Origin of the sequence: Bradyrhizobium zhanjiangense, from assembly GCF_004114935.1 — a bacterium.
Taxonomy (GTDB): domain Bacteria; phylum Pseudomonadota; class Alphaproteobacteria; order Rhizobiales; family Xanthobacteraceae; genus Bradyrhizobium; species Bradyrhizobium zhanjiangense.
Window position 1 is genome coordinate 5,505,349 of sequence record NZ_CP022221.1, and the last position, 20,265, is coordinate 5,525,613.

The window sequence follows — 20,265 nt, forward strand, 5'->3', positions numbered from 1 at the left end:
TAGAGGCGGTGTGGGCGTTGAACGCATGTCGGGCGCATCCCCTTGGGGGCGGATGGGTCTGGGCATGCCGGCGGATGTGAGGTGCGTGCACCGAACAATCGCGCCGGGAGAACAAGGGCCGGGTCCACCGGCTGAACTGCGATGCCCAGAGGCCGAACGGCCAACAGGACTCGCGAAGCGAAATGTGACCGGGACGCCTGAACGGAGGCGGTTCGGTCAAAGATAAGGACGGGGCAAGACCATGCGGATTGAGCGGCGCCACACCACGGTAGGACAGTCACCTTATGCGGGAATCGATTTCCGGCTGACCACGTCGGAGATTCGCAATCCCGACGGCTCGGTCGTGTTCAAGCTCGACAATGTCGAGGTGCCGACCGAATGGTCGCAGGTCGCCTCCGACGTGCTGGCCCAGAAATACTTCCGCAAGGCCGGCGTCGCCGCGCGCCTGAAGAAGGTCGAGGAGGAATCCGTCCCCTCGTTCCTGTGGCGTTCCGTGCCCGACACCGAGGCGCTTTCCGCCCTGCCCGAGAAAGAGCGCTATGTCAGCGAGCTCAGCGCCAAGCAGGTGTTCGACCGCCTCGCCGGCTGCTGGACCTATTGGGGCTGGAAGGGCGGCTATTTCTCCACGGATGAAGACGCCCAGGCCTTCTACGACGAGCTCCGCTACATGCTCGCCATGCAGATGGTCGCGCCGAACTCGCCGCAATGGTTCAACACCGGCCTGCACTGGGCCTATGGCATCGACGGCCCCGGCCAGGGCCATTATTACGTCGACCCCTTCACCGGCAAGCTGACCAAGTCCAAGTCGGCCTATGAGCATCCGCAGCCGCATGCCTGCTTCATCCAGGGCGTCGGTGACGATCTCGTCAACGAGGGCGGCATCATGGACCTCTGGGTCCGCGAAGCCCGCCTGTTCAAATACGGCTCCGGCACCGGCTCCAACTTCTCACGTCTGCGCGGCGAAGGCGAAAAGCTCTCCGGCGGCGGTCGCTCGAGCGGCCTGATGAGCTTCCTCAAGATCGGCGACCGCGCGGCCGGCGCCATCAAGAGCGGCGGCACCACGCGCCGCGCGGCCAAGATGGTCGTCGTCGACGTCGATCACCCCGACATCGAGACCTATATCGACTGGAAGGTGAAGGAGGAGCAGAAGGTCGCCGCCCTCGTCACCGGATCCAAGATCAACCAGAAGCACCTCAAGGCGGTGCTGAAGGCCTGCGTCAACTGCGAAGGCTCGGGCGACGATTGCTTCGATCCCGAGAAGAACCCGGCGCTCCGCCGCGAGATCAAGCTCGCCCGGCGCAGCCTCGTGCCCGACAATTACATCAAGCGCGTCATCCAGTTCGCCAAGCAGGGCTACAAGGACATCCAGTTCGAGACCTACGACACCGACTGGGATAGCGAAGCCTATCTCACGGTTTCGGGCCAGAACTCCAACAACTCGGTCTCGCTGAAGGACGATTTCCTGCGCGCCGTGGAAACGGACGGTGACTGGAATCTCAACGCCCGCACCTCCAAGAAGGTGACGAAGACGCTGAAGGCGCGCGACCTCTGGGAGAAGATCGGCTACGCCGCCTGGGCCTCGGCCGACCCGGGCCTGCACTTCAATACCACGATGAACGACTGGCACACCTGCAAGGCGTCCGGCGACATCCGCGCGTCCAATCCGTGTTCGGAATACATGTTCCTGGACGACACGGCGTGCAACCTCGCTTCCGCCAATCTGCTGACGTTCTATAACACCACGACCAAGCTGTTCGACGTCGCGGGCTATGAGCATCTCTGCCGGCTCTGGACCCTCGTGCTCGAAATCTCGGTGATGATGGCGCAGTTTCCGTCGAAGGCGATCGCCGAGCTCTCCTACGAGTTCCGCACGCTCGGCCTCGGCTACGCCAATATCGGCGGCCTCTTGATGACCATGGGCCTACCCTATGACTCAAAGGAAGGCCGTGCGCTCTGCGGCGCGCTGACCGCCGTGATGACCGGCATCACCTACAAGACCTCGGCCGAGATCGCGGCCGAGCTCGGCACCTTCCCGGGCTACAAGAAGAACGCCGCGCACATGCTGCGCGTGATCCGCAACCACCGCCGCGCCGCGCATGGCGAGGCCTCCGGCTACGAGGCGCTCTCGGTCAACCCGGTGCCGCTCGATCACGCCTCCTGCCCGCAACAAGACCTGGTCGCGCATGCCAAGGCGGCCTGGGATGCGGCGCTCGCGCTCGGCGAGCAGCACGGCTATCGCAATGCTCAGACCACTGTCATCGCGCCCACCGGCACGATCGGCCTAGTCATGGATTGCGACACCACCGGCATCGAGCCCGACTTCGCCCTGGTGAAGTTCAAGAAGCTCGCCGGCGGCGGCTACTTCAAGATCATCAACCGCGCGGTCCCCGCAGCGCTGCGCGCGCTCGGCTATCGCGAGAGCGAGATCGCGGAGATCGAGGCCTATGCCGTCGGCCACGGCTCGCTCTCCAATGCGCCGGGCATCAACGCCTCGACCCTCAAGGCGAAGGGCTTCACCGATGAAGCCATCGCCAAGGTCGAAAAAGCGCTGCCGACCGCCTTCGACATCAAGTTCGCCTTCAACAAGTGGACCTTTGGCGAAGACTTCATCCGCGACCAGCTCGGCATTGGCGCTGAAGCCATTGCCGCGCCGGGCTTCGACCTGCTCCAGGCCGTCGGCTTCACCAAGCGCGAGATCGAGGCGGCCAACGTCCACATCTGCGGCGCGATGACGGTGGAAGGCGCCCCGCACCTCAAGGCCGAGCACTATCCGGTGTTCGACTGCGCCAACCCCTGCGGCAAGGTCGGCAAGCGCTACCTGTCGGTCGAGAGCCACATCCGCATGATGGCGGCAGCGCAGCCCTTCATCTCGGGCGCGATCTCCAAGACCATCAACATGCCGAACGACGCCACGGTGGAGGACTGCAAGTCCGCCTACATGCTGTCATGGAAGCTCGCGCTGAAGGCCAACGCGCTCTACCGCGACGGCTCCAAGCTCAGCCAGCCGCTCAACTCGCAGCTCATCAGCGACGATGAGGACGAGGACGAGGCGGTCGAGCAGCTCTACGAGAAGCCGATGGCCGCACGCGCGACCCAGGTCTCGGAGAAGATCGTCGAGAAGCTGGTCGAGCGCATCATCGTGATGCGCGAGCGCGAGAAGATGCCGGATCGCCGCAAGGGCTACACCCAGAAGGCGGTGGTCGGCGGCCACAAAGTCTATCTTCGCACCGGCGAGTATGACGACGGCCGTCTCGGTGAGATCTTCATCGACATGCACAAGGAAGGCGCGGCGCTCCGCTCCTTCATCAACAACTTCGCCATCGCGGTGTCGCTCGGCCTGCAATACGGCGTGCCGCTGGACGAATATGTCGACGCCTTCACCTTCACCCGCTTCGAGCCGGCGGGCCCCGTGCAGGGCAACGACAGCATCAAGTACGCGACCTCGATCCTCGACTACGTCTTCCGCGAGCTGGCGGTGAGCTACCTCTCCCGCTTCGACCTCGCCCACGTCGATCCCAACGAGACGGGTTTTGACGCGCTCGGCAAGGGCGTCGAGGAAGGCAAGGAGCCGGACGAGGACGGCGGCCACCACGCGACAAAACTGGTCTCGCGCGGCCTCACCCGCTCGCGCACCGACAACCTGTTCGTGATGCGCGGCGGCTCGACCGCGGTCTCGCAAGGCAACGACAGCGCTCCCGCCGGCGGCAGCAAGGTCACCGCCCTGGCCTCGCACGGCACGTCAGCCCGTGTCGGCGACGCCCTCGAAGGCGCCGTCGCCCTGAAGCAGGAAGCCAGCCACGACCTCTCCCCGACGGAGAAGCTCGAGCAGCTGCAGTGGAGCAAGGCCGGCACCGCCGCAACCGCCGCCCCCTCTAAGGCCGAGCGCCGCGCCGAAGCGAAAGCCAAGGGCTACGAGGGCGAGATGTGCTCAGAGTGCGGCAACTTCACGCTGGTGCGGAATGGGACCTGCATGAAGTGCGATACGTGCGGAAGCACCACGGGGTGTTCGTGAGCACCACGTTATAGTCACAACCTGACGAGACCCGCTGATCGACTCAGCGGGTCTTTTGCGATTGGTTCCTAGGGAACGTTCAGTTGCAAAGGTGCCTGTCGCGGGTGAGCAAACGATGAAGTTTCGACTTTTATACGAAGGTCCGATCGCACCAAGGCAACGGGCTAGCCTTGTCGACATCCATTCGATCCGGACCGCTCTCGCTCCTCAAATTCGCGAGCTGTGGCAGCACTCACCTCTGAGAAGTGACGCAGAAAAGATGCTAAAGGAACAATATGACATTCCAGCAAGTCAAATCGGTATCCTAGAAACGCGCGGCACGACCGTCTTTGCACCTCTGGTTTCGAAGCGCCTAGATTTGATGTGCGAACTCGACATTGTTTTTTTGCGCAGGCAAGCGCCGGGTCAATTGATCGGCGAAGGCGGGGATATTGATAATCGGATCAAGACCCTTCTCGATGCGTTGTCGATGCCGCCGCCAGCGCAACAAAAGCACTTCGAAAATGCAGTTTCGAGCGACCCGATCCACTGCTTGCTGCAGGACGATTCCCTGGTCACCAAGTTATCTGTAGAAACAGATCGCCTCCTGAGGCCCGCCGAGAACGAACACGATCTAGTAGCAATCATCGGAGCTAAGATTTCCGCAAGCCGCTTGACTTTCATAAATATCGGTATCGTGAACTAAGAGTGTCGGGCCCGCAGGATAGGTTGAAAATTCCTACAAGATTATTTCGGATGAGGCTGCGCTAAGGCTCGAAAACTTAGCTCGTAGGATGGATTGAACACTTGCGAAACCCAGCATTCGATGGTGGCAATCGATGGGTTTCGCCGCTCTTCTAAGGCGGCATCAAAGGCCGCAATCCCGCAGGTGTCTGGATCGGCGACTTTTTGCCGGATGCATCGAAGGCGCAACGGCAAAATCTCACCACATAGCCGCCACGCAAGCGACAGCCCACTATCGCGATTTGAGCGCAAACGCGGCGGAGGCTCGCGGCTTCAGCGATATTCAGGAGCCATTTGCAATGTTGAGTGCGGTAGAAAACAAGCCAACGGGAAAATCCGGCCGGCGTGGCGGGAAGAAGAAGGCCAGGCAACGGTCCGGGGCCGACGAGCAACAAGCAACTGCAGCGCATCAATTGCCGGATGCCTCGGCGGGGATCAGCCAAGAGAACAGGCAACAGAACAGGCAAGAGACCAAGCAAGAGGTAGAGGCGAGCCGACAGAGCAGTGCGGAGGTACCCCCGGCTGCCGCCTTGCCGTCCGGGATGGAGATCGTTGCCAGCGCGCCCGTCGCACCGGTGGAACCCTCCCAGGCCAGCCCGCAGGCGATTGCCGATGCCTATAGCGGCTACATCAGGACCTCCGTTGAGCACGCCTGGGCCTTCCTGGGAAAGCTCGCGACAGCGCGCTCACCCGTCGAGGCCTTCGAGCTTCAGATGGAGTACGCGAAACAGGCGTGTGAATCGTTCGTCGCCGAGTCCCAGAAGATCGCCGGGTTGCATGAACAAATGACCATACAAAGGGTCATGCATTTTGAGGGGTTCGTGGCCAGGCTCACCCAGACGACGCTCGAAATCCGCGCGACGCGTCACTAACGACAGCTGCGTATTTCGACGGTGCGGGGACAGGATGCCCGTACGATGGGTACGTTGATCGGCTTCGCTCCGCTCGATTCATACTGCGAACTGCGCTTTGCGCAGTCGCGGTACTAGCCCCTACGCGCTCACGCCCGCCCCACTCCCGCGCCCGCCATAATTTTTCCTTTGCACATGCGTTGTGTTGGACAGCGGCGAGACCTATCCTTCCAGTGATCGGACTGCCTCCCATTGACGCCCGACCGGATGGAGAGCGCATCGGTGCCTGAAACGAACGACCCCAACCCTGATAGCGACAAGCCTGATACCGCCAAGCCGGATGCGCCCAAGCCTGACACTGCCAAGCCGGATGAGGCGCGCGCCGATGGCGGGCTGACGCGGGCCTACGACCGGATCAAGAGCGCAGAGGAAGAACTGGCGCGACTGGACCGGCTGGTTTCCGGAATGGAACGCGACAGCGAAGGCCAGCGGACCTCGCACGCAAGCGCCAGTGCGACGGCAGCCGCAACTTCCGGAAACAAGGCGCCGACGCCGGATGCCAAAGTTCCGAATGCCGCGGTTCGCGATCCAGGCTTGAAGGGAGACCGGACCATGGTGCGCGCTTTGGTCGGCCTCGTGCTGGCGATCGGCCTGCTCGGTGCCGCCTTCGCTTCGCAATATCGCGATGAGGCCAAATCGATCAGCCAGTCGATCATGGCACGATGGGCTCCGGCGGCCGCTAGCCCGCCCCCGCAAGCGTCCGCGGTGGAAAGTCCGGCGCAGCCGCCGACCGTGCAACTGGCTGCTGCTGATGAGCCGAGCCCGGTGCCCGCGCCGCCGGTCGCCAAGGACACGGAAAGCGCCGCAAAGCCTGCCGCCGCAACGCCAGCGCCCGACCCGTCATCGTCTGATCTCGCGCAATCGCTCAAGGCCATCACGAGCGAGCTTGCGAGCATCAACGGCAAGCTCGAGCAACTGAAAAGCCGCAACGACCAGACCCTGCGTGAGCAGGCCGACACCATTCAACAGCTCAAGGCGGCGCAGGAGAAGGATGCGGCGGACAATGCGCGCCTTGCCGCACAGGTCCAGGCGCTGCAAACGCAACTCACCGCTTCATCCGCGTCTGCAGCCACCAAGCCCGTCGCGCGGAGCGTGATGAACAACGATGCGCATGCCCGGCCGCACGTACCAGCGGCCGAACCCCGACGGCCCAGACCGCCGCGAGGCCCCTGGATGCCTCCGCCCTATATGGCCGACCCTTACGGCTATCCGGATTGGTGAACCCGCAAGGCGCGGGCTTGTTTCCCGAAGGCGCGATTGGATTTGAAGCCCGTAAGCGGGTAGATGCCTTGCGAAACCCATCATTCGATGATCGACGTTGATGGGTTTCGCTAGAGCACACCCCATCTTACGAGCTACCGAAGCATTCGAAGCGGCTCGAACGACGTACTCAGGCTGACGAACACAGGCTCGGGAGTCAAACTGGTGACACCAATTCTGAGTTCGGGAAAGTAAATGTGAAACATGCGATCGGTCTGGCCACTCGTGACATCCGTGAACTTGACCTCGCCGCGGTACACGGCAAGCGCACACGATCCGATCGTCGTTTCCCCGGCCGAAACGAACGTGTAGTCGACGCCCTGCTCGACCTGCCGCGCCGTGCCGTTCCGATACTTGAAGGTCCAGGAGACCTTGTATGATACGCTGTGCCGGTGATCGTTGTCCTCGATCACGATGCCGGAGTACCTGTGCTGCGCTTCCTGATCCGGTACCTTGTCCACCGTGGATGTCAGGGAGGATGCGATTCCGAATCCGTTGATGGTTTCCGCCTTGCTGATGTTGATGCCATGCGGTGTGGTCTGCCGTGTCCAGAGCACCGCCGTTTTCCCGGCTTCCCTGTAGACCTGATAGGCCTGCTCAAATCTGTCGAACCTGACGACGAGCTCAACCGGGACTGTCGTAGACTTGATCTTGCTGCAGTCCATCGACTGCGCAAGGACCACCGTCGGGACCCCGAACAGCACCAGAGCGACAACGTTTACGGCAAGTCGCAAACGAGCTCCGCTTCGGTTTCCGGGAATAGCGCGCAAGTCTACCTTCCAGCCGAGCGAAGGTCTTCTGCGACGCCGTCGAATGCGTTCTGACTCGCGACGGCCCCACCCTGCTGCGCATCTGGCACTGCAGATCGCCGACGCGCGCCGACCCCGAAAATGTCGTGCACCAGCCCAAGCTTCCCCAGCCCCAGGATGATCAGGCCGTTGATGTCGATCTCGTACCAGGCGTGCGAGAGGTAGGCGTCACGCGGAAACCGATGATGGTTGTTGTGCAGCCCTTCACCAAAGGTGAGGATCGTGGTCACGAATTCGTTGGTCGTGCCATCATTGGTTTCGAAACGGCGGTAGCCGTAGCGGCCGTCGCTGTGGCAGACCGAGTTCACCAGCGAGGTGGCCATGGTCATGATGTAGCTGCGGAACAGGCCCGAGAACAACACGCAGCCGATCATGCTGTGCACGCCGCCGAACGCGTAGCCGATGGCGCCGGGAATGATCACCGCCGACAGCGCGTACCAGTACCAGCGAGTCCTCGTGAAGAACATGGCGATCGGGTCGGCCAGAATATCCCTGGCGTAGTATGCGCCATCGGTGGTGGCCTGGTCCCACACCCAGCCGCCTTGCGCATGCGACATCCCCTTGAGGAAGCTCGCATAGCGGTTGCCGAAGCCGTCATAGTAAGGGCTGTGGACGTCGCCGGGCTTGTCGGAGTGAAGATGGTGCCGGCGGTGGTTGCTCACCCACTTCAGGATCGAGCCCTGCACCGCCAGCGTGGCGATCGCGGCGAGGATCGTCCGCATCACCGGACCGCAGCGAAAGCTCCGGTGCACGAAGTAGCGATGCATGAAGCCGATCCCGACCGTGGTCAGCAAGAACATGCCGACGAACACCGAAACCTCGACCCAGCCGATGCCTTGCCAAAATGCCCAGACCAGCGCCGCGATCGAACCACCGATCATGAAGCCGAACGCGATGTAGGAATCGAGAAACTTGGCGTCGACCAACGGGCCTTCGACAACCACTCCCGGTGGCATTTTCGGGTCCGCACCTGCCTCCGGCACCACGCCCTCGATTACGGTCATTTTTTCAGCCGATCCATTTACGCAAAATTAACTGTTCTGCAGCGCAACGTACAACCGGGGGTTATTTCTCGCAAGGATTGGAACGGCCGTAGCAGCACGGAGCCGGGACCTGAAAAGGCGCGGTCGCGTGAAATGAAGCGAGATTTTAGGGCGGGCGGACAGCGTTAACTAAGTCCACAGGCTCCGCAATTTACGCCCACAGCGCACATGCCAAGGACAAGCAGCAGCCTCCTCCCTCGCCTTCGTCGCGTCCGGCGGGCCGCCCGGTGGGCGCGGAAGAATTTCGCGCGCGCACCGCGGATGGTTCGGATCGCAGGCGGCGTGGCGATGCTGCTTGCAGCCATCGCGCTTCTGAACATCGTCGCTCAAATGGTCCGCAAGCCGACCGAGCTGTTCTTCCTTGTTGGCCATTCCCTCGACAAGGAGCCAGCGGAGACTTGGGCGAGATACGGGCCGCTGTTCCGCAGGCATTCCACTGCTGCGATCACGCCGGAATTGCTGGCCGCGCTGGCACAGGTCGAGAGTTCAGGCAACCCGGTGGCACGCACCTATTGGCGCTGGCGATGGAGCTTCAATCCGCTTTCGATCTACCGGCCTTCTTCCAGCGCCGTCGGTCTTTTCCAGATGACCGACCCCGCTTACGCCGAGGCCGCGCGGTCCTGTGTTCGTGGCAACGCGGTCACGGAGACCGGTTGCGGGTTCACCAGTCTCTATATCCGCACGATCCCGAGCCATGCCGTCGAGCTGGCATCGGTCTATCTGGACCGCCAGGTGGCCGACGTTCTCGCCCGCACCGGCGATGTGAAGGCAAGCCCGCAGCAGAGGCAGGATCTGGCCGCCTTCATCCATCTCTGCGGCGCAGGCCCCGCCACAGCCTACGCACGCCGCAAGTTTCAAATGCTCGCCGGCGAGCGCTGCGGCGATCATCTGGTTGCGGCCTACGTTGCCAGGGTCAACGCGATCAAACGGCAGTTTCAGCGCCTTGCGGCGGATGACGGCGATTAGCGGCGCGCGTAGCCCGGATGGAGCGAAGCGAAATCCGGGGGGTCTTGCTCCAAGCTGCACTGGTCCCGGATTGCGCTCCGCTCCATCCGGGCTACGGGCGCTTGCCGTGAGCGACGGCGATTAGATGATGCGTTTCGCAAGACCGTAGGATGGGCGGAGCGACTTGTCCGCCGTAGCTCGACGAGCGGAAGCGATACCAACGACGCTGGCGCGCGACGACGGGTTTCGAAAGAGCTCAACCCATCCTACGAACTACGCTCTATGCCCGCCTCACCGTATCTCGCTCATCGTCACCTGGGCGGCGATCCCGCCCAGCTCGGGCTCTTGCGGCTCAAGCTCCTCATCGGAAGATGGACCGACCGAGACTTCGACCATTCTGCGCTTGACCTGTTCGCATGTCTTGCGGACGTCTTCGGTGAACAGCGCGCATTCTTCGATGCGCTTGAAGATCTTCCGACCCTCTTCACGATACCCCGCCGCCGTTTCTCGCATGAAGGCGATCGCATCATGGACCTGGGCTGTCAGCGCCTCGCATTTTTGCGCAGCGTCGATCAACTCGGTGCCCATGGCCTCGATTTCTTTCGCAGCGGACTCATAGTCGCGAATGACCGCCTCTGCGCTCAGCGCGCCGACGCGCGTCACGCCCGCGGTGTGCTCGACGTAATCAGGCAGAGCAATGGAAGTAATAGAGCTTCCCGAGCGTACCGACGATATGTCCGCCTCGAGTTGGACCAGGTTAACGCCGTCCCGTCTGCGCAATTGTTCAACACTTGCCATGATTGATCCTCTCAATACGCGCCCGTACCCCTTAACAGTATTGGGTGTATTACGGGGATAAATGCCATTCTACCCCGATGTGTCCTTGACAGTCTCAGGTTTGCCATTTTTTCCTAGCCGCTGACGTCGCACGCAGCGATGTTGGACTTGGATGCGTTCAACCTCTCCGGATGGCCAGAATGGGAGGTGCGCAAGGGCTTGAGCTGTCGAGCGAAAATGAGCGCTTACGATCGGTGCAGGCGCGTAGCGAGCGTAGCCCGGATGGAGCGAAGCGAAATCCGGGGTCTTGCCTCAAGCTGCGCCAGTCATCCGGGCTACAGGCGCCAGTCAATTCTGCGTCCGTCGCTGGCCGAACTCCACATGCCGCAGAACGTGATGGTTGTTCACCACCAGTATGGCCACCGCCACCCTTCATAGCGAACCCACGACGAGACCAGCGGCGGACCGTAGGGATCGACCCGGTCGTCTTCAGGACGATAACGATATCGTGGAACGATATAATAATCCCACGGCGTTGGCCTGAGCACGGGCGCCGTGACGATAAGTCTCTGCTGGGGTTCGCGAACGACTTGCACCTTGCGCGCCCGGGCTTCAGCCCCTGACATCCCAAGGCTGCTCAGCACCAGGGCCGTTCCGAGCGCACACGCGATGGTCATTTTCTTCATGCGTTGGCCTCCTTCCCATAAGAGTGCTCAAGGACGCAAAGCAAGGCAAGCCAATTCGCGCGCGACTTTGCTGGAATGACCGATGGCGGCTCGCAACTCTCCACCGTCATTGCGAGGAGCCCTTGCGACGAAGCAATCCAGACCGTCTCGGCGGAGGAACTCCGGATTGCTTCGCTGCTCTCGCAATGACGAAGAACGCAATGACGGAGAACGCAGCGAGCGTAGAGCATAGTCCGCTGCCCGCACCAAACCGCCTACTCCCGCGCCCGACGCAGCGCTTCCTCCAGCTTCCTCCTCTGCTTGTCCCCACGGCCCTGCTCCGCCTCGGCGCGTTCATCGATCGCAGTTCGTTCTGCCTCGATCTCCTCCGCCCGCGCCTCGTGCTCGCGCTTCGCCTTGTCGAGTGTCGCCTGCGCAATCGCGACCGCCTTCTCCCGCTGCGCGCGCTCCTTGGCGCGAGCAGCCTCTTCCTTGCGGCGCTCGGCTTCGCGCCGCCGCTCTTCTCTCTCGAAAGCCGCGGCGGCCTGGCGGGCTTGTCGATCGTCGATCTTGCGGGACGGCTTCTTTGCGGTCTTCTCCGCGCGCTTGCTCGGCTTGGGCTTACGTTTGGGCTTGGCCTTGCCTTCGTCGGCAAGGTCGGTCGGCAGCTCGGCGCTTTCAGTGAACGGGCCGTTCGAGCCGACCGGACGCCTGAGCACGACGCCGGGGCTTGCCATGGTCGCCGCAACGATATCGGGATCGTCAGTCTCCTTGGCGACGCCCTGATGGAACAGATTGGAGCTGGCGCCCCAGGCCTCCAGCGCCGCCTTCATCGAGGGCGCGGCGACCGCCTGGTCGTAGAATCCGAGCGAGGTCTGGTAGGTCTTCAGTTTTCTTTTCGCTTTGATTTTCGGTTCTCTTGGCATGTCGCCCCGCGGCCCGGCGACGCATCGGCTCCCCATCGCACCGGCGCCATCCTGGCATAGTGCCCCTGTTTTGCCCGACGAGTCAAACTCTATTTCGGGATCACCGAAATCGGCCCGCGTCTGCGTGTCCCCCGCCTTGCCCGACGGGTCACATCATTTCGGGCGCGCAGAAGTGTGAAATCTCAAGGTGTTCCCTACTGTGCATGGGGTTGTTTTCGCACTTTTTGTTTTTATGGGCACTCCCGTCCTTCCACCGTCAGTGCGAGCGTAGCGAAGCAATCCAGGGTCGTTCTGCGGAGGCAGTCTGGATTGCTTCGTCGCACCAGCGCAAAATTGCTACGCAATTTTGTCGCGGGCTCCTCGCAATGACGGTGTCGCTACGCACCGAGCAACGCGTTATAGCCCTGCGCGCTGAACGCCAGCAGACAGAACCCGTGCCCGAACGGATCGGCCAGCATGGCGATCCGCCCATACGGCGCATCGCTTGCGGGGACCTCCAGGACGGCGCCGGCCCGCAGCGCGCGTTCGACGGCGGCATCGACATCATCGACGACGACGTCGATATGCACCGGCGTCCAGTGCCGCGCGTAGCGGCGGCGATCGCCGCCGGCGCCCATCGTGCCGGCCTGCTTGGTGAGCAGATACACCGGCGCCGGCCAGCCCAAGAGCTCGACGAAATCGGCGCCGAAACGGCGGCCGACCGTCAGGTCGAACGCGGCGGTGTAGAAGGTCGTCGCTCGCGCGACGTCGGGAACGTCGATGTTGAGGAGGAAGGTCATGGCGCGAAATGTAGCCCGGATGGAGCGTCAGCGTAATCCGGGATGGCACCGCACCTCCCGCCTCGGATTTCGCTGACGCTCCATCCGGGCTACGCAAGCCTCACGGGATCTACGCAAGCCTCACGGGATCTCGTACACCGACACCTTGTCCGCGATCCCGCTCAGCGCGACGCTGCGGCGGGTCGGGTTGAGGCCGCCGGCGTTCAGCACCGAGCGCGTCTCGGCGTTGTCGACCACCGCCTCCGTCACCACGATCGCGCGCGAGGCCGCCAAGCCCTGGACGCGGGAGGCGATGTTCACGGTCTGGCCGAAATAGTCCTGCTGGCCGTTGAGGGTGACGGCGAGGCACGAGCCCTCGTGGATGCCCATCTTGAGCAAGAGGCCTTGGTGCTGGCGCTGGGCGCCGAGCTCGCTCATGGCCTCGCGCATGCGGATCGCGGCCGCAATGGCGCGGTCGGGCGTCTCGAAGGTCGCCATCACGGCATCGCCGATGGTCTTGACCACGGCGCCCTGCTCGGAGGCGATGATCTCCTGCAGCAGGCGGAAATGCTCGTTGACGAGATCGAAGGCGACGAGGTCGCCGACATGCTCGTAGAGCCCGGTGGAGTCTTTCAGGTCCGAGAACAGGAAGGTCAGGCTGAGGATCTTGAGGCGCTGGCCGATCGCGAGCGTATCGGTGCGGTAGAGATCGCGAAAGGTCTGGTTGGTGAGAAGGCGCTTTGCGGTGAGGCTCGGCTTGCGCCGGGTCAGGAGGTCATCGAGCCGCTGGTTCATCACCCACACCGCGGGCAGCACGCGGCCGTCGGTGCGGTTCTCGAGCGTCAGCCGCAGCGGTCCCGGGCGCAGGCTTACGGCGTCGACTGGAACCTCGGACTTGTTGAAGATCAGCGACAGCGTTTGGCGCTCGGCCGTCTCCTCGCCCTTCACCTCGATGTATTGTGCCGTATGCGTCACGGGATCGAACACGATCAGCATGCCCGGCTGCACCTGCAGGGAGAGAATGGCGCGCTCGCCCGGCGGCAGGTCGACGGATTCCAGCGTCAGTTCGCGAAGCAAGCCGTCGAGGTCGGGCGGAAGCTCGATCGCCGAGCTCCAGAACACCTGACGGTAATATTCTGCGAGCGGCAGCTCGTCGGCATTATGCGCGGCGATCCTGCGCACGCGCGGGCTGACCGCGAAGGTCACCTCGACCAGATTGTCGAGCGTCGTCTCGTAGCCGGCGGCGCAGAAGGCGCAATGATATTGCGGGCTGTTGACCGTCTTCAGGCTCTTGTTGGCCGAGAGCACGCCGGCGCAGCTCGGGCACATCACGTTCCAGGTCATCTCGAGGATGCCGAGCCCGACCGCATGCAGCAGCCCCGCGATCACCTGCTCCTCGCCGAGTTTGGCCGTCCTTGCCAGATGCAGCGCGTTGATCTTGCACAGGGCATGGTCCGGCCCCTCCCGCACCATGCGCTCGAGCATGTCGACGACGGGCGCATCGGCCGACTGGCGCAGGACACCGAACAGGGTTTCGATCTCGCTCATGCCGTGACGCTACATGGAAGGGGGTGACGCGGACATCCGCTTTCCGATCAGCTATGCCTGGTGAGGCAAAGCACAAGCCATAGCCGTCAATTGCTGCGTCACGATGATGGGAGCTTGCCGGGCCGCAGCAGAGGCCGGATTTTCCTTGATTTCCGCGTCCCCGCCCCTACGGTGCGCCCGCCCACGGGGGCCGAACAGGGGATGAATCGACGATGGACGATGCCGTGAAATGTCCGAGCTGCAACTCCGAGCACGCCTATCAGGACCGCGGTCTCTGGGTCTGCCCGGAATGCGGCCATGAATGGAGCGGCACGGCCGATGCGGCCGCGGAAGCCGCGCCCGAGGCAGGCGTGCGCGATGCCAACGGCAATGTGCTGGCTGACGGCGACAGCGTCATCGTGATCAAGGACCTCAAGATCAAGGGCTCCTCGTCGGTCGTCAAAGGCGGAACCAAGGTCCGCAACATCCGCCTCCAGGACGCCAGCGACGGCCACAACATCGCCTGCAAGATCGATGGCATCGGCGCGATGAATTTGAAATCGGAGTTCGTGCGGAAGGCGTAAGTTCGCGCCTAACTTTGCCGCTGCGCCAGGTAAAAGCCGCACAGCACCGTCACCAGGCCCGCGGCCTGGAGTGCCGTCGGCGGCTCCCCGAGCAAGAGCCAGCCGACCAGGAGCGTCAGCGCCGGCACGATCGCGGGGAATACCGCGGCCCGAGCGACGCCGAGACGCTGGACGGAGACCGCGTAGAGATAGAGCGCGGCGGGACCGGCGAGCACGCCCTGCGCCAGCGCCTGAATCGCGTTCTCGGTAATGCCGATTGCGGCGATGCGGGCAAGCCCGCCGGTCGCGAGATAGATCGGCAAGAGCAGCAGCGACAGCACGTTGATGACGAGCGCGGCCGACACGGCGGAGACGCGCCAGTGCCGCAGCAGCGCGCCGAAGCCCGCGAACATGAATCCGGTAAGCACGAAGATCAGATCGCCCTGCACGCCGTCGGCGCCGATATGCCCGATCGATTCCGCGCCGATCACGCCGAGGCCGCCGACGATGACGAGAGCGCCGGCAAGCCGCGAGGCGGAGATCTTCTCCTTCAGGAACAATGCGGCGAGCAGCAGGCCGCCAAGCGTCGCGCTGGAGGGCTGGATCACGCTGCCATGGCCGAGCGGCACGAACAGGAAACCGGTGTAGGAGATCAGCGCCATCACCGGGCCGCCCAGCACCATCAGCGCAAGGCCCCTGCCCCAGCCGATGCCGCAAAGATCGGAGATGCCGGCGCGGAAGACCAAAGGCAGGAACGCGATCCCTGACCAGACATAGCGATGCACGAGCAGATCGACCGGCGTGAAGCCAAGTTTGAGGCCGTGCCGCGTGCCGACGAAGCCAAGCGCCCAGAATAGCGCTGCGGCCAGCCCGCAGACGACGCCGAGCAGCGCCGGCGCCGCGTCGTTCTTCTGAATGAGAGCGTCAGCGCCGCTCGTCCGCTGATCCATGGGGGAAGCCTTATGTCAGCGGGCCAATCCGCTCAACCCATGTGGTTGCAGGGCAAGCAACTGTTAAAAGGATTGGGCTCGTTATGAACGAGCACACATAACCGGCGCCTTCACGCGAACTTGTTCGCGGCCGGATTCTCGATCAGCGCGTCGTGGCGCAATTTTCTCGTCCGCGCGATGATCGCGGCACGAGAAGAGATCGCAGCAGCCCCTGCGCGCAGCGCGTGCGGGCGATCGTTCATGATCGCATGTGGCGGCGGGTCGCGCACACGGCGAGACCCGCCTGCCCTTCATGCGATGTCAGCTCAGCGGGCTGCGCCCGTCGTGACGTCCGCGGTCTTGACCTTGCGCGAGCTGAGCACCTTCATCTGGTGCGCCGAAGCAACCGTCGTGGGCGCCGCGACCTGCTGCTCGACATGGCCGGCCCCGAGCACGCCAACCTGGACGGGGGAGACCGGAAATCCGTTGGCCTCATAGGTCGGCAGCTCAGCGGCGAAAGCCGAAGTAGCGCCCGCGATCGTCAGGACGGCGGCGGCGATCGTCAAAGTCTTCTTGTTCATTGGTGGTGCTCCTGATGGAAGATTCGGAGCACATTTAAGCGCGTTTTGCTGCATTGCGACATGCGCTGTTGCATTGCAACATCGCATGTAGCGCATGGCGATATGTTTAACGCGTACAAAGCCTTGGCCGAATCATGCCGGCCGCGACATAGCGCTTTTATGGGCGGTGGTCAGCCACCGAGCACGTTGCCCCAGCCGTCGAAGAGGTAGGCCTTCCAGGCCACGGTTCCATCCTCGCGCGGCCGGCTGGACTGCCGGTAGTCATCGGCCTGATCGGCGGTCCAGGTGATGATCGTGTCGGACAGACGATCATGCAGGATGGCGGGCTCGGTGGGATCGAAGGCGTCCATGGGACGAAGCGAGGAATGCGTGCTCATGGGCCGATCAACGCACGGCGCTGCGCAAAGTTGCCGCGAGGCGTCAGGCAAGACACCTTGTCACAAGACACCTTGTCAACAGCCCATCGCGAAAGCCTTGTTATCGCCTATTTCAGCGCGGTCGCGAGCGACTGCAGTTTTGCGACGAGATTGGTGCCGAGCGCGTAGATGATCTCGATGATCGCGAGTGCGATGCCGGCTGCGATCAGACCGTATTCGATCGCAGTGGCGCCGGATTCATCGGCGACGAATTCGGCTCATTTGCATTTCGACTTCACGGATGCGTCCTTTCCATTCTACCGGACGTTGCCGGCGGGCGAGTAGTATCATCGTAGCAATCCACGATTGAGTAAATTCGGATCGCTCAATTTGACGACAAAATGGGCTTGCCCGCGCAGTCGCACATGGAACGCCACGGAACCCGCGTTGCAACTTCGCAACACCCCTTCGAAAAGCCTGTTTTCGTTCAATTACGCCATTGCGCCGCCACACCGTCTTCCGAACAATCGACGCGCTGCGTGCCTTTCCGTGCAAGTCTGTTCGCATCAAGACTGTTTGCATCACCGACTGTTCGAACAAAACGGGTTCGAACAGAACCGTTTGGAGGCAGGGATCATGAATGATCGGCGGTCTCTTCTGGTGGCGGTCTCATGTCCCTCGGCCGTTCTCGCCAGCTGGCTCGTGCTCTCCCTGTCTGCCTACGCGCCGGCCCTCATCGAGCATAGCGGCGCCAATGCGGCTGCTGTCTCGCGTGCGAAGGATCTCGATCGCCTCGACCTCGCCGACGTCCCACGCGCTGCGACCATCGAGGACGGCGTCGCCTTGACCGCCGAGATCGCTGCTGCGGCGGCGAGCCTGCCAACCGTTGAAACGGCAGCCGCGCCGGAGGTGCCCGTCCCCGCCGTCCAGCTCGCGTTGGCAGATCCCGCGCTAATATTGCCGGCGGAGCAGCCCGCGCCTCAGATTTCACCTGAACCGACCCCCGGCGTCAGCGAGGCTGCTAGCGTCAGCGAGGATCCGCCTGCGCCAACGCCAGAGCCGGTCAAACTCGCATCCGCCGATCCCACCGAGATCGTGGCCACGGACGCATTGTCCCCAACGGCGATCGCGAGCGGACCCGCCCCGGCCGCAAGCAAGGCGCCGCCCGCGGACACCATCGCCGTGCTCGACGAATGCTTCGTCGTGGACGCCTGCATCGACCGCTATCTCTGGGCGCTCTACCAGCGCACGCCCAAGGAGGATTCGATCAAGGTCGAGGAACGCCGCCCCGTCACCGTCAAGCGCAAGGGCAAGACCGTGACTGTGATGCGCAGCTTCACCAAGCTGGTCGACGAGGATTTCGGCTGGAAGGATCCGAAAGCGGCCGACCACGCCGGCATGTCGATGATGGATTACGTCATCGGCGGCATGGACAAGAGCTTCAAGCGAAAACTGTTTCGCACGCTGCTCGCAGCCGAGGCCGCCGGCCTCTCGCCGGGCATCACCAGCGCGTTCCGCGACGACTATCGCCAGTCGATCGCAAGCGGCCTGAAGGCCGCCTCCGACCGCTCCTATCACGGCGGCAGCACCCGCGGCGGCTACGGCCACGGCATGGCGGCGGACATCGTAAGTACCCAGGGCAGCAACCGCGCGCAGCGCTGGGTCTCGACCGAAATCCTGTGGAAGTGGGTCGACGCCAACGGCAAAGCGTTCGGTATCGGCCGGCCCTATCTCGGCCGCGATCCGCCGCATGTCGGCCCGATCGACGGCCAGGAATACATCTCGCGCCGGGGCACGGCGGACCGCAAGGAAGCTGCCAACGCGAAGCCCAGGAAGGTACGCGCTGCGGCCCATGCAAAGCCGCCCAAAGCACAGGCCGCTCGCGAGCAGAGGGGCCCGGCAAAGTCGCAGAAGGCGGCGCAATCGGCAGGCAAGCGCGCGACCTGAAGCCGTTACGGCTCGCGGCCCGGCGGCGGTAGCGGCACGAGACGCATCTCGGCTGTGCCCGCCTTCTGCGTGCGCACCAGCACCGCGAAGGTGGTCTCCACCGCGCGCCGCACCGCCACCTCGGTCGCCTCGCCCTTAGCCAGATGCGCCGCGATCAGACCGGTGAGGAGGTCGCCGGTGCCAAAGGGACGGATCGGCAGAAGCGGCGTCGCAAAGCGCGACAACCGGCCGTCGGCGCAGAGGATCGTCTCCAACTGTCCTTCGGGCGTGTCCGCGAGCGTGCAGCCGGTGGCGACGACGTCGATGCGGCCCTGTCCCACGAGCGCCCCGCACGCCGCACGTAGGTCCTGCGCATCGGCAATCGTGAGGCCCGCAAGCAGCTCGAGCTCGAACCGGTTTGGCGTGGTCAGCTTCGCGGCCGGCAGCAGCCGATGCCGGAGCACGTCCAGGATTCCCTCGGCGACATAGACGCGGCCGTCGTCCCCGATCACGGGATCGCAGAGATAGACGAGCTTCGGATTGCTGACCAAGGCCCGCTCGACGAAGTCGGCAACGACGGCGGCATTGCCGGGCGAGCCGAGATAGCCGGTGACGAGCACGGCCGCCTCGTCGACGAGATCGCGCTCTTCAACACCCCTGAGGAGATCGGCGACCAGCTCAGTCTCCAGCACCCGCCCGCGCAGACTCGGATAGCGCGGATGGTTCGACAGCAGCGTCGTCGGCACCGCCGCGACATCCGCACCCTCCGCCTGCACGGCATAGGCAGCCGCGCTGTTGCCGACATGGCCGTGGACCACCTGGCTTTGAATGGAGATGACGAGCATGAAGGAAGTCCGTAAGTCAAAGATCAGACGAGGCAAGGTTTGACGGGATCTCGTACTTGAGCTCCGGTCGCAGCGATTGCATCCTGCGCGCCAGCCGCCGGTGCCCTGTCTCCTCCGACCGCGCCAATCGATCCGCGACCGCGACATGGTCCGCATCGCTCTTGTGCTGATTGAGCTTGGCCTGCCCCTCGACCTGATCCACCACGAGATCGATGACGCGGATCGCAGCCAGCATGCTCTCGCGCTTGCCTGGCTCCATCTGCGCGAGATCCCAAGGCTGCTTAGGCAACCGCGCCTCGGAGACGGCAAGCAGCGCATCGCCATGTCGGCGATTTTCGTCCAGCCCGCGCAGATGCGCCACGCCCGATAGGTGCACCGCCTCGTAGAGCCAGGTCGAGACGTTGTCGCGGGAGGCATACCAGTCGTTGGAGACGTAGGCATCGTCGCCAGCAACAATCAGCAGGAATCGCCTGATGCCGTCGGCGAGCGGCACGAGCGGATTTTTGGCGGTCAAATGGATCTGCACGATGGCGCGCCCGCCGCGCTCGCCCAACACGAACGGCACGTGCGAGGCCCGCGGCCCGCGCTCGTCCGCCGCCACGATCACGCCGAAGCCGCGTCGCCCGGCAAATTCCAGCGCGCGCTGCTCCTCGATGCGGAACTGGGGACGGAGGACATGCATGGCGCGGCGCTCGATGATTGGATGAAG

20 protein-coding genes and 1 pseudogene are annotated in these 20,265 nt (G+C 63.5%); 7 read left to right on the top strand and 14 right to left on the bottom strand.

Annotated elements, in window-relative coordinates; all coding sequences use genetic code 11:
* The first annotated feature begins 241 nt into the window (after positions 1–241).
* From XH85_RS26340 to XH85_RS26355, 4 genes are all read left to right on the top strand, one after another.
* Entirely contained in the window at positions 242–4,012 is a 3,771-nt protein-coding gene (locus XH85_RS26340; protein WP_128934130.1) for a vitamin B12-dependent ribonucleotide reductase, read from the top strand.
* A 115-nt stretch (positions 4,013–4,127) separates the two neighbouring features.
* The gene (locus XH85_RS26345) at positions 4,128–4,697 is read left to right on the top strand and encodes a hypothetical protein (RefSeq protein ID WP_128934131.1); all 570 of its coding nucleotides are present in this window, start codon (positions 4,128–4,130) and stop codon (positions 4,695–4,697) included.
* A gap of 133 nt (positions 4,698–4,830) precedes the next feature.
* Entirely contained in the window at positions 4,831–5,607 is a 777-nt protein-coding gene (locus tag XH85_RS26350) for a phasin family protein (RefSeq protein ID WP_245473560.1), read from the top strand.
* A gap of 246 nt (positions 5,608–5,853) precedes the next feature.
* On the top strand, positions 5,854–6,867 hold the full coding sequence (locus XH85_RS26355) for a hypothetical protein (protein WP_128934132.1): 1,014 nt from the start codon (positions 5,854–5,856) through the stop codon (positions 6,865–6,867).
* A 134-nt stretch (positions 6,868–7,001) separates the two neighbouring features.
* Here XH85_RS26355 and XH85_RS26360 read toward each other — a convergent pair whose 3' ends face one another.
* Entirely contained in the window at positions 7,002–7,676 is a 675-nt protein-coding gene (locus tag XH85_RS26360; protein ID WP_128934133.1) for a hypothetical protein, read from the bottom strand.
* A gap of 2 nt (positions 7,677–7,678) precedes the next feature.
* The gene (locus tag XH85_RS26365) at positions 7,679–8,719 is read right to left on the bottom strand and encodes an acyl-CoA desaturase (RefSeq protein WP_128934134.1); all 1,041 of its coding nucleotides are present in this window, start codon (positions 8,717–8,719) and stop codon (positions 7,679–7,681) included.
* A gap of 207 nt (positions 8,720–8,926) precedes the next feature.
* On the opposite strand from XH85_RS26365, the gene XH85_RS26370 reads away from it, so the two are divergent.
* Positions 8,927–9,724, top strand: coding sequence for a transglycosylase SLT domain-containing protein (locus XH85_RS26370; protein WP_128934135.1), 798 nt, complete (start codon positions 8,927–8,929; stop codon positions 9,722–9,724).
* 270 nt (positions 9,725–9,994) lie between these two features.
* On the opposite strand, the gene XH85_RS26375 is transcribed toward XH85_RS26370, so the two are convergent.
* From XH85_RS26375 to XH85_RS26395, 5 genes are all read right to left on the bottom strand, one after another.
* A complete protein-coding gene (locus tag XH85_RS26375; protein WP_128934136.1) occupies positions 9,995–10,501 on the bottom strand; it encodes a hypothetical protein in 507 nt (168 codons plus the stop codon).
* Between the two features lie 383 nt (positions 10,502–10,884).
* A complete protein-coding gene (locus XH85_RS26380) occupies positions 10,885–11,166 on the bottom strand; it encodes a hypothetical protein (protein WP_128934137.1) in 282 nt (93 codons plus the stop codon).
* Between the two features lie 254 nt (positions 11,167–11,420).
* Positions 11,421–12,071 (bottom strand): cell envelope biogenesis protein TolA, encoded by a 651-nt coding sequence (locus XH85_RS26385; RefSeq protein WP_128934138.1) that lies wholly within the window; start codon positions 12,069–12,071, stop codon positions 11,421–11,423.
* Between the two features lie 377 nt (positions 12,072–12,448).
* Positions 12,449–12,850, bottom strand: a complete 402-nt coding sequence (locus XH85_RS26390; RefSeq protein ID WP_128934139.1) for a VOC family protein — start codon at positions 12,848–12,850, stop codon at positions 12,449–12,451.
* A 120-nt stretch (positions 12,851–12,970) separates the two neighbouring features.
* Positions 12,971–14,377: an adenylate/guanylate cyclase domain-containing protein gene (locus XH85_RS26395; protein ID WP_128934140.1), complete on the bottom strand. Its 1,407-nt coding sequence runs from the start codon at positions 14,375–14,377 to the stop codon at positions 12,971–12,973.
* A 212-nt stretch (positions 14,378–14,589) separates the two neighbouring features.
* Between XH85_RS26395 and XH85_RS26400 the strand changes: the two genes are divergently transcribed.
* Entirely contained in the window at positions 14,590–14,940 is a 351-nt protein-coding gene (locus XH85_RS26400) for a zinc ribbon domain-containing protein YjdM (protein ID WP_091888087.1), read from the top strand.
* An 8-nt stretch (positions 14,941–14,948) separates the two neighbouring features.
* On the opposite strand, the gene XH85_RS26405 is transcribed toward XH85_RS26400, so the two are convergent.
* The 5 genes and pseudogenes from XH85_RS26405 to XH85_RS26420 form a co-directional block, all read right to left on the bottom strand.
* Complete coding sequence (locus XH85_RS26405; protein ID WP_128934141.1) at positions 14,949–15,869, bottom strand: DMT family transporter; 921 nt, start codon at positions 15,867–15,869, stop codon at positions 14,949–14,951.
* A 110-nt stretch (positions 15,870–15,979) separates the two neighbouring features.
* Entirely contained in the window at positions 15,980–16,138 is a 159-nt protein-coding gene (locus XH85_RS45380; protein ID WP_164940403.1) for a hypothetical protein, read from the bottom strand.
* A 36-nt stretch (positions 16,139–16,174) separates the two neighbouring features.
* Complete coding sequence (locus tag XH85_RS26410) at positions 16,175–16,429, bottom strand: hypothetical protein (RefSeq protein ID WP_128934142.1); 255 nt, start codon at positions 16,427–16,429, stop codon at positions 16,175–16,177.
* A gap of 170 nt (positions 16,430–16,599) precedes the next feature.
* Positions 16,600–16,806, bottom strand: coding sequence for a hypothetical protein (locus XH85_RS26415; protein WP_091888093.1), 207 nt, complete (start codon positions 16,804–16,806; stop codon positions 16,600–16,602).
* A 107-nt stretch (positions 16,807–16,913) separates the two neighbouring features.
* Positions 16,914–17,063 (bottom strand): annotated as a pseudogene (locus XH85_RS26420) (Flp family type IVb pilin); the annotation flags it as partial.
* A 358-nt stretch (positions 17,064–17,421) separates the two neighbouring features.
* Here XH85_RS26420 and XH85_RS26425 point away from each other — a divergent pair.
* The gene (locus tag XH85_RS26425) at positions 17,422–18,732 is read left to right on the top strand and encodes a hypothetical protein (protein WP_128934143.1); all 1,311 of its coding nucleotides are present in this window, start codon (positions 17,422–17,424) and stop codon (positions 18,730–18,732) included.
* Between the two features lie 5 nt (positions 18,733–18,737).
* Here XH85_RS26425 and pdxY read toward each other — a convergent pair whose 3' ends face one another.
* Both pdxY and XH85_RS26435 read right to left on the bottom strand, forming a co-directional pair.
* The gene (gene pdxY / locus XH85_RS26430; protein WP_128934144.1) at positions 18,738–19,556 is read right to left on the bottom strand and encodes a pyridoxal kinase; all 819 of its coding nucleotides are present in this window, start codon (positions 19,554–19,556) and stop codon (positions 18,738–18,740) included.
* 16 nt (positions 19,557–19,572) lie between these two features.
* The gene (locus XH85_RS26435; RefSeq protein WP_128934145.1) at positions 19,573–20,238 is read right to left on the bottom strand and encodes an FMN-binding negative transcriptional regulator; all 666 of its coding nucleotides are present in this window, start codon (positions 20,236–20,238) and stop codon (positions 19,573–19,575) included.
* Positions 20,239–20,265: the final 27 nt, after the last annotated feature.